11 protein-coding genes (1 of these 11 cut by a window edge) are annotated in these 9,826 nt (G+C 57.2%); 4 read left to right on the top strand and 7 right to left on the bottom strand.

Annotated elements, in window-relative coordinates:
• Positions 1-38, bottom strand: partial view of a magnesium/cobalt transporter CorA gene (gene corA, locus GTN70_05665; GenBank protein ID NIO16471.1) — the 5' portion only. 994 nt of this gene lie to the left of the window's left edge; the window shows 38 of its 1,032 coding nt (coding positions 1-38); its start codon is at positions 36-38; its stop codon lies beyond the left edge, outside the window.
• A 159-nt stretch (positions 39-197) separates the two neighbouring features.
• Positions 198-692 (bottom strand): permease, encoded by a 495-nt coding sequence (locus GTN70_05670; GenBank protein NIO16472.1) that lies wholly within the window; start codon positions 690-692, stop codon positions 198-200.
• A 279-nt stretch (positions 693-971) separates the two neighbouring features.
• Between GTN70_05670 and GTN70_05675 the strand changes: the two genes are divergently transcribed.
• The 4 genes from GTN70_05675 to GTN70_05690 are packed head-to-tail and all read left to right on the top strand — an operon-like array spanning position 972 to position 5,393.
• A complete protein-coding gene (locus tag GTN70_05675) occupies positions 972-2,498 on the top strand; it encodes a DUF2867 domain-containing protein (protein NIO16473.1) in 1,527 nt (508 codons plus the stop codon).
• Between the two features lie 33 nt (positions 2,499-2,531).
• On the top strand, positions 2,532-3,020 hold the full coding sequence (locus GTN70_05680; GenBank protein ID NIO16474.1) for a hypothetical protein: 489 nt from the start codon (positions 2,532-2,534) through the stop codon (positions 3,018-3,020).
• A 10-nt stretch (positions 3,021-3,030) separates the two neighbouring features.
• Positions 3,031-4,386 carry a deoxyribodipyrimidine photolyase gene (locus GTN70_05685; GenBank protein NIO16475.1) on the top strand — a complete coding sequence of 452 codons (1,356 nt, stop codon included), beginning with the start codon at positions 3,031-3,033 and terminating at the stop codon, positions 4,384-4,386.
• A 56-nt stretch (positions 4,387-4,442) separates the two neighbouring features.
• Positions 4,443-5,393: a DUF1722 domain-containing protein gene (locus GTN70_05690; protein NIO16476.1), complete on the top strand. Its 951-nt coding sequence runs from the start codon at positions 4,443-4,445 to the stop codon at positions 5,391-5,393.
• Positions 5,394-5,432: 39 nt separating this feature from the next.
• On the opposite strand, the gene GTN70_05695 is transcribed toward GTN70_05690, so the two are convergent.
• The 5 genes from GTN70_05695 to GTN70_05715 all read right to left on the bottom strand — a co-directional run.
• Positions 5,433-6,173: a hypothetical protein gene (locus GTN70_05695; GenBank protein NIO16477.1), complete on the bottom strand. Its 741-nt coding sequence runs from the start codon at positions 6,171-6,173 to the stop codon at positions 5,433-5,435.
• A 210-nt stretch (positions 6,174-6,383) separates the two neighbouring features.
• Positions 6,384-6,890 carry a hemerythrin domain-containing protein gene (locus GTN70_05700; GenBank protein ID NIO16478.1) on the bottom strand — a complete coding sequence of 169 codons (507 nt, stop codon included), beginning with the start codon at positions 6,888-6,890 and terminating at the stop codon, positions 6,384-6,386.
• 228 nt (positions 6,891-7,118) lie between these two features.
• Positions 7,119-7,256, bottom strand: a complete 138-nt coding sequence (locus GTN70_05705) for a hypothetical protein (protein NIO16479.1) — start codon at positions 7,254-7,256, stop codon at positions 7,119-7,121.
• Between the two features lie 365 nt (positions 7,257-7,621).
• On the bottom strand, positions 7,622-9,142 hold the full coding sequence (locus GTN70_05710; protein NIO16480.1) for a hypothetical protein: 1,521 nt from the start codon (positions 9,140-9,142) through the stop codon (positions 7,622-7,624).
• 227 nt (positions 9,143-9,369) lie between these two features.
• Positions 9,370-9,826: aldehyde dehydrogenase family protein (locus tag GTN70_05715; protein ID NIO16481.1), on the bottom strand; the 457-nt coding region annotated here is incomplete at its 5' end.

Raw genomic sequence — 9,826 nt, forward strand, 5'->3', positions numbered from 1 at the left:
TTCTTGGTAAATTTCCGCATCTCCTGCCACCTCCCCATTCAAAATCTTATCCGGTATCCCTTTACGGCACGTTGATTTCGTCTCTTTTTTACCACGATTGTACAATGCCTACCCACAAGAGAGGGAGAACTTTTCGATACATTCCCGATTGAGCGGGAGGGCGATGGCGACCGGAGCCATCCCTTTCCATCCACCTGCTACTTGACCCCCGAAAAAAAGAGATGGGCAATGGCGCCGGCAACGGGAGGAAGCAGGAACGTGCTTGCCAGGCGGACGGCGGTGAACTTCCAACCCATGATCCCCACCTCCATCGGCAGCCGGGCAACGGCCCACAGGGACCACCCGGTGACGAAGGCAACGGCCGTTCCCATGCTCGCACCGGAGTGCAGGAGCGCAGCGGCAAGGGGGAGGCTCACGTACGGGCCTCCGGGGGCAAGCCCCCCCGCAATCGTACCGATAACAATGCCACGGAAACCCGACTCCGCACCGACCCACTTCGATACGAGTTCTCCGGGGAGAAGGACCTGGACCATGCCGGCCACGACAAAAGCGAAAAAAAGAAGAGGAAGTATCTCAAAAAGCAGGTGAGCAGACGTCCTGAGCCCGGCAACGTGCTCTCCCTGGCCCCGTTTGAACCCGACCAGGATAAGCCCCAGGGCGATTACAGCCATGAATATCGTCGGCAGAAGCATCTTTTTCCCCCCTCTTTTGTCGTTTCTTTCCCGCACCATGCAGGTGAGATCTCCTTTCTTCGTCCCTCTATCTGTTCATAACACGACCTCGGTAAAAAACGCTACCCTCCCTGGCAGATCGGCTCCCGTACCTTTTGCTCCTGAGAAATATTATCGTAGGCCGTTCCCCCTTCCGGCCGGATGCTTCCCCACCATTTCAGGCAGCCTCTTTCATGAAACTTTTTCCTCCCGGGTAAATCTTTTATGGTAGAGAGCGCCCCGCATTCTGAAAAGAGGCACATGGTGGAAAAAAACATCCAAAAAACCGTAGACAATCCCGTTCTCGTTCTCGGTGCAACGGGGTACGTGGGAAACCGTCTCGTGCCATTTCTGGCAAAGAGGGGGTACCGCGTTCGCGCGGCGGCCCGCTCGATAGACAGGCTTTCGGAGCGCCCTTTCGCGTCCCACCCGGGCGTCGAGCTGGCGGCCGCAGATGTCTTCGACAGAGAATCACTGGAAAAAGCGTGCCGGGGATGCGGCGCCGTCTACTACCTGGTCCACTCGATGAACCCCGAGGCAGGCGATTTTTCAGACGCCGACCGGAGAGCAGCGGAAAACATGGTCCGTGCGGCAGAAAAAGCGGGCGTAGGCCGGATAATCTACCTCGGCGGTCTCGGCGATGAGAGCCCCGATCTGAGCACCCACCTTCGGTCGAGGGCCGAAGTGGGGAAGATCCTTCAGTCGGGCAGCGTGCCCGTAACCTATCTGCGCGCCGCGATGATAATCGGGTCGGGCAGCGCCTCCTTTGAAATTTTGCGGTATCTCGTGGACCGGCTTCCCCTGATGATCACGCCGCGCTGGGTGAGCACGCAATCCCAGCCCATAGCCGTCAGCAACGTTCTCACCTACCTGGCGGGCTGCCTCGAGAATCCCGAGACCAAGGGGCGCACTTTCGACATAGGGGGCCCCGACATCCTCACCTACCACAAACTGATGGAAATATACGCACAGGAAGCCAAACTTCCCAGGCGCTTCATTATCCCCGTACCCGTTCTGACACCCCGTCTCAGCTCATACTGGATCCATCTCGTAACGCCGGTACCCGCCGCACTTGCCCGGCCCCTCGCGGAAGGGCTGAAAAACCCCACCGTCTGCAGGGAGGAGACGATCCGGAAACTGATACCCCAGAGCCTTCTGACCTGTCGAAGCGCTATCAGAAAATCCCTCGCCTTCTCACACCACGACCTGAGAAGCGGGGAGGATGAGGATTTTCCCCCCGATTTTCCCGCTGAAGGGACCCACCCCGGGGACCCCGCGTGGGCGGGGGGTACGAGGTTCCATGACTACCAGCGAATAGTCATCGAGGGAAAACCGGAGGACATCTGGGACCCCGTTGAGCGTATCGGGGGAAGATCGGGCTGGTACTACGCAAACTGGCTCTGGCGCTTTCGGGGATTGATCGACAGGATAATCGGCGGAGCGGGACTTTCCCGGGGGCGGAGAAGCGAGACCACCTTGAAACGCGGGGACAGGGTCGACTTCTGGACGGTTGCGGCCATCGACCCCCGGAGAGAGCTCCGGCTGGTCGCCGAGATGATACTGCCGGGCTGCGCAATGCTCGATTTCAGCATCAAGCAGCTCGGGCCGGGGAACACGGAGCTGCAGCAGAGATCATGGTTCGTCCCGAGCGGCCAGGCAGGCATCCTCTACTGGTACCTGCTCTACCCCTTTCACCGCATCATCTTTTCGGGTATGCTGAGAGAGATTGCCAGGCGCTCCGAAAAGGCCGTTGTCCGCGGCCCGGAATTTTTCAGGGTGGGAACCTAAAAAGGGCCGAACTCAGGGGAAGCACCGGTTGGCATGAAACTGAACACCATCCATCGCACGCTAATGCTGCCCATATCCATTCACGAAGCGTGGGCATTTTTCTCGAACCCCCGGAACCTGTCGCTCATCACGCCCCCGTCACTGGGCCTCGAAATCAGCCCGGATATCCCCGATATGATTTATCCCGGCATTATCATCACCTACCGTGTCAGGCCTGTCCGGGGAATCCCCGTCACCTGGGTGACAGAGATAACCCACATGAGAAAACCCTTCCTTTTCGTGGACGAGCAGCGTTACGGCCCCTACCGGTTCTGGCATCACAAACACCTTTTCAAGGAAACCGATGGGGGGGTCGAGGTGGAAGACCTGGTCCACTATGCCCTCCCCTTCGGGCCCCTGGGGAGTGTGCTGAACAGGTTGTTCATCGAGAGGAAGCTGGATGCAATTTTCGACTTCCGGCGACGGTATCTCACGATGAAGTTCGGGTCCCTCCCCGGAAAAGGGGAAGGGGCCCGGGTTTGACAGGGTTTCCATGATCCAGCGGGAACGGATAAAGATCCTCAAAGACACCGCTCCAAAGAAGGGGGCGTACGTCCTCTACTGGATGCAGGCCTCGCAGAGGGAGGAGTGCAACCACGCGCTGGAATACGCGATCAAAGTGGCAAACGAGTACGGCCTCCCCCCCCTGGTATTTTTCGGCATCACCGATGACTACCCCGAGGCCAACGAGCGGCACTACGGGTTCATGCTGGAGGGGCTGAAAGAGGTTAAATCCTCACTGGAAAAGCGGGGTATCAAGCTGGTCCTTCGCCACCTTTCCCCAGAAACGGGGGCCGAGGAGCTTGCCCGGCGCGCATCGGTTATCGTCGTAGACCGTGGCTACACGAGGCTGCAGCGGTCGTGGCGGGAACGGCTCGCGGCGCGCGCGGACTGCCCCGTGATACAGGTGGAGAGCGACGTGGTCGTACCCGTCGAGGATGCTTCCCCGAAGGAAGAGTACAGCGCCGCCACGCTGAGGCCGAAAATCAGCCGGAAGCTCGAGAAATACCTCGTCCCCCTCAAAAAGACCCCGGTGAAGAGGGAGTCGTCCCACATGAGGTTTGCGGCTTTTTCGATAGGCGATACGGAGACGGCGCTCTCCCGGCTGCAGATAGACAGGAGCGTGCGGTGGCGACAGGTCCCCTACCGGGGGGGAACGGCCCGCGCGAAAAAACTCCTCGAGGATTTTATCGAGAACAAGCTCGACCGGTACCACGACCTGAGAAACGACCCCACCCGGGACGCAACCTCACACATGAGCCCCTATCTGCACTTCGGCCAGATATCGCCGCTGTACGTTGCCCTCAAAGTGGATTCGCGCAAGAGCCCGGGCAAGGCGGCCTACCTGGAGGAGCTCATCGTCCGCAGGGAGCTGGGAATAAATTTCGTCCGGTACAACGGACACTATGACAGCTTCGAAGGGATCCCGAACTGGTGCAGAAAAACCCTCAGGGAACACGAAAGGGACGAAAGGGGGTTCGCCTACAGCCGCGAGGAGCTCGAGGAGGGAAGGACCCACGACCCCTACTGGAACGCCGCCCAGAAAGAGATGGTCCTCACGGGGAAGATGCACGGATATATGCGGATGTACTGGGGAAAAAAGATACTGGAGTGGACGAAGAAACCGGAGGAGGCCTTCGCCATTGCCCTTTTCCTGAACAACCGGTATGAAATAGACGGAAGGGATCCGGGGGGGTTTACCGGCGTCGCCTGGTGCTTCGGAAAGCACGACAGGCCCTGGGGCAAGCGTCCCATCTTCGGAACGATACGCTACATGAACGACAAAGGGCTCAGGCGGAAGTTCGACGCCGACGGGTACGTGAAAAAAATTGAGCAGATGCGCCCGTGAATGGGCTATGCTGAGCATTGAAAGACCACGACGAAACGCATGACGGACAAGGAGTTATGGAAAAGAGGGTGAAAATAGGTATCAGCACCTGCCTTCTCGGGGAACGGGTCCGCTATGACGGCAACCACCAGCTCGACCGCTTCCTCACGGACACACTCGGCAATTACGTGGACTACGTGCCCGTCTGCCCCGAGGTGGAAGCGGGATTTCCGACGCCGAGGGAATCCTTCCGCCTCATCGGGGATCCGGGTTCCCCGCGCCTCGTGACCACGAAGACGGGCATAGACCACACGGAGAGAATGCTCGGGTGGGCGAGGAAACGCATAACAGGGCTCGGCGGGGAGGGGCTCTGCGGATTCATATTCAAGAGCAAGTCCCCGAGCAGCGGGATGCGGCAGATAAAGGTCTATGACCAAAACGGCGTCCCCAGTAAAACGGGAACCGGCATTTTCGCGCGGGCATTCATGGACACCTTCCCCCTCATACCGGTGGAAGATGACGGGCGGCTCCACGATCCCCGGATCAGGGAGAACTTCATCGAGCGCATCTTCACCCTCATGAGATGGCGGGAGGCAGTTTCTCAAAAGATGAACAGGGGCACGCTCGTTTCGTTCCACACACGGCACAAGCTCCTTCTCCTCTCCCACAGCCACAATCATTACCGGACCGCGGGGAAGCTCGTGGCGCGGGCGAAGGAGGTGCCGCTATCCGAGCTCTACGCCAGATACCAGGAACTCCTCATGGATGCCATGAGGCTGATGACTACGAATCGCAAGAATGCAAACGTGCTCCAGCACATAATGGGGTACTTCAAAAAAGTTCTCACGAAAGACGAGAAGCAGGAGCTTCTGGAGATAATCCAGCTTTACCGCGACGGCACCTACCCGCTGGTCGTCCCCATAACGCTGGTCAACCATTACGTGCGCAAATATGACGAGCCCTACCTGAAAACACAGTACTTTTTGAACCCGCACCCCCTGGAACTGAAGCTGAGAAACCACGTTTAGCCATCGGCAACAGCCGGGGGAGACGCTCATCCACATCAATCACGCTATCTCCACCCGCGCATCCGTGTCGAAGGGGTTCGTCCTGACGGCAAGGGAGAAGAGATAGGGATAGTCCTTCTTCAGGTGCCGCATATATTCGATCCACTCCGCTATGAGGTGGTTGTAGGCCCGGTGGATATCCTCGCTGAGATGGTCCAGGTCATTTTCGGGAAGGTTGACTAACTTATCCCGGCTGGCGAGCTCGTCTTTTACGTGAAACACGGCCCACAGAAGATGGGTAAAGGAATCGTGCTCGAGCAGGATCGGGTTCTCCAGAAGCCTGAGCATGAAGGTCCTCTTCCCGATCAGGAAGCTGCGGAGGAATTCAAGGTTCCCCTGCCTGCTGTCTATTTCGTGGCGGACATTCTTGATGTGTCTGGCAGCCCGGTTGAAGTCCCTTTCCGTCCATCCGGCCCTCACGGCGAGATCGTCCCGCAACATATTCACGTTCCTGTCGAACTCGAAGAATGCCCGCATGAGATCGGTGCCCACCTCGCTGAAAAAGGTGCCGATCACCATGTTCATCTTCTCCATCATGGCCCGTTTCTCCCTGGTGCTGAGAAGCTGGTCGACGATGAGGGTCACGAAGAGCACCTGGATCGCAAGGAACCCGAAATCACCGATCATGTAGAGAAAAATGTGATGGGCATCCTTGAAGATCACATAGTGGAGCAGGTAGAAGAAGATAGAGGTTACAAAGAGGGAAACACCAAGGACGATCTGCCATCTGAAACGCTTCATAACCGAAAACCCTCCCTTTTTCTCGCTCTGCTGTTAGCATTTCCCGGCAAAGCCGGGACGGCCCACACCGTGCACAGAACGAAGGTTTGTGTCGCTTTCCTTTATTCTATTAGAGATGGCTTGTCCGTACAAAGAGTATCGGGAAAAAAGGGGGGAAATGCGGATCCGGGCCGGGAAGACCCGTATCCGCACAATAAACGGTAAATCACGTCACGCGACTCTCCTTACTTCCCGCATCGTGTCGGCCCACTTGAGCATGGGAACACCGTCTTTTTTGCAGGCATCGCTCTTTTCCGTCAACCTCTCTATTACCTTTTTCTCCAGCATCTCGCACAAAACCAGGAGCCCCTCCGAATTGCAGACGTGGACGAGAAGCATTCTCACGGCGTCGACAGACTGGAATACCTCCTGGTCGGTCAGCGTTCCCTTCTCCAGGAGGGAGAAGAAAGAGCGGACCGTGTGGATCAGCATGTCGTTCTCCATGTAGAAACGGTCTATGTAGTCACCCATGATCCTTTTCAGCTCGGGGTAGAAACACTCCTCCTCAAACCGGATATGCGGCCCGGACATGTTGTTTATTTTTCCCAGGATCTCGCGTGCATCCCGCACATTTTTTGCCTTGAGAGACCCTTCGAGCTTGATGAGCATGGCACAGATCTTTCTGTGCTGGTCCCGGAAATCATTCACGAGTTCTTGTGCTAATTCGGCATGTTCCATTACCCACACCTCTTCTTCGTAGTGTTCATTTCGCGTTCCAATAAGATGAAACATAATGTTTCAGGGATTCAGCAGGCAGCAAACCGCAAGCGGCCCCCCCCGACCTTCCATGCTTCTGTCGCAAACGGCTGTTTTCTTCGGTCAGCGGGAATATTTTCTGTTTGCGTATATAGCGGGATTTCCGCCGTGAAACCGGGTGGAGATATCAGTTGTTGGCGTGAGGCGGGCCTATCGCCTGGCGCCCTCTGACTGCCTGCGCCTCTCGAGAGCGAATAGCTGCCTTCTCAACCAGTAGATCCTCACGTTCCTCCAATAAATCTCCAGAGAAGACTTAACGCTGTTCACGATCCCCTTTGAACGGGCCATATCTTTCCTCCCGGGCCTTCTTATCCCCAGATCGGGGTTGCCACCTCTATTTTAATAGCAACTCCCGTGCCACAACCTAAATACTTGTTTTTATTGTTTTTTATTTTAAATAGATTGGCCTGATGAGAAAAACCCGCGCCTAAATGTGAAATATATTTCCCTGTGTGTAAATAATTACCCATTCAGGGTGCGGCACAGGATGGCTGTTGCGGGATATGAAAATGCTTGTGACAGCTGCGAAAAAAGGGTGGTATGTGGGCGAGGCCGCCGAAATCCTGCACCCGGTCTGGATTGAATCGACACTTATCCGTTTGGAAAGGGATGAAAGATGAGCGAAAACTTTCGGGATGGATTGTTTCCGGTTACTAGGGCTGATTCAGCCAGACCCGGTTTGGTTCTCCAAAATTGCCCTCGACGATGTCCAGGTCGCCATCTCCGTCAACATCTCCGAGGTCGAGCGATGTTGTGTTGGAGCTCCCCAGAGCCTGTATGTCGGGAGTGAAGTTGCCCAGCCCGTCGTTTAACCAGATACGGTTCGGCTGACCGAAGTTCCCCTCGACGATATCGAGATCCCCGTCGCCCTCCACGTCGCCGAGGGCGATCGAACTGGTGGCACTCGCCGTAAAGTTCGGCTGAAGCTTTTCGACGAATACTCCGGTGGGAAGGCCCGTGCGGTCGTTGAAATTCAACCAGACGCGGTTTAACTGGTTTTCGTTTCCCGCCACGATATCGAGGTCCCCGTCGCCGTCCACATCACCGAGTGCAACGGACACGGTATTCGGGTCGCCAAGGTTCTGGCCGGAGTTGGTAAAGAATCCAAATCCATCTTTGAAAAGCACCTGGTTGGGCTGGATGAAGTTACCCACGACGATATCGAGGTCGCCATCGCTGTCCAGATCCCCCAGGGCGACAGAGCGCGTGTCGCTGGGTTCGTTGAAGCCCTGCGGCAGATCGGCAAACAGGCCCGACCCGTCATTTATCAGCACCTGATTTACCTCCCCCCTATTTCCAACCACAATATCGAGAGCAAAATCCCTGTCCACGTCGCCAAGGGCTAAAGAAGTAGTGATCGCGGTCCTGTTTCCCAGGAACCGGTCCGTATCGATGAAGATCCCGGGGAGATTATCCGGCACAGACCGGTTGGTCCAGAGGATGTTGTTTAATTCATTGCCCTCAATGAGATCCAGGTCTCCATCATTATCGACATCGCCAAGTGACAGTGCAATCGTTCTCCCGGACCCGGAAACCTGAAGGCTCTGGCCCGAGTCCGTAAAGGTCACCGGGAAGACGCCCGCCCCGTCGTTCCGCCAGACCAGGTTCTCCAGGTTGTTTCCCTCCACGATATCGAGATCACCGTCACCATCGACATCACCGAGAACGACTGAATTGGTGGTGTTGTTTCCGATGTCCTGACCGGTTGGGAGGAAAATACCGAATGACGGGAGAGGAATGCCGTTGCCGGCGAGAACGGTCCCGGCTAACGGTTCACCGGGGTCACTGGAGGTTACGATGAGGCCGCCGTTCACCGTCCCGAGCGATTTCGGTTTGAAGGCTACCCCGACGGTGCAGTTTCTACCCGGAGACAGTACCGGGGTGACACTGTTGCAGGGGCTCGAGCCGCCGCCCGTGTCCAGCGTGAAATTCCTCGTATCGGTAAGGGCGATATCCGACACGATCAGGCTGGAGGTCCCCGAGTTTAAGATGGTAACTTCGAGAGGAGAGGAAGGTTTGTCGAAATCTACGTCCCCGAAATCATGTGCCGACGGGCCCACCTGGATATCCGGCCTTCCCGGTGGAGCGCTGCTCGTGTCCCCGCAGGACACGATGAAAAGCCAGATAGCCACCAGTGAAAGCGCCTTTACGATACTGCCCGGTATGGTCCCCATATGGTCCACCTTCCCCGCTTTCGTCTTTCCCGTTCAAGACCGGCTCTAACCGGCCGTTGTCTATCCCGCCGACTGCCCGGATCAGGGCCTCACATACTATATCGGCAGCCGGATGGCCTATATGTACACCGTCTCAATTATACCCGCAACGGGGGACACAGAGAAGAAGGATAACGCGGGCCCCCCCACCGCACTCTCGGGCGACAGGGCCTCACCATCGGCCTCCATCAGGGCTCCCTGGAGGTCTCCAGGCTCAACAGCTTCGGCCCCTGCTTCATCCGGAACCTGCCGTCAGCCGTCTCCCATATCCAGCCCGAATAGCCGTACCCCCCCACGGCTTTCACGACGAAGGCGCCTCTCCAGGACTCGGCCCTGGTCTGGTTCAGCGCAATCGTCCCGAAGCTGCCGAAGGTGTAATCCGGCACGGGGTGGCAGTAGTCTCCGCCCTTCAGGGTACGGGCAACCTCCTCCGCCTCGCCGCCGCCGAAGACAGCCGCCCTGAGCCCGTACTTGTGGTCTTTCGCCCTTTTCAGCACCTCATCCTTCGTATCGAAGGGGGTGGTGAACGCGACGGGCCCGAACACCTCCTCCCGCATTCCCAGCATGTGATCCGCCGCATCCCTCACCACGGTCGGGTAAATGAGGTTTCCCTCGATCCTTCCTCCCGAGATAATCGTCGCTCCC

The organism is Deltaproteobacteria bacterium, from assembly GCA_011773515.1.
Taxonomy (GTDB): domain Bacteria; phylum Desulfobacterota; class Deferrimicrobia; order J040; family J040; genus WVXK01.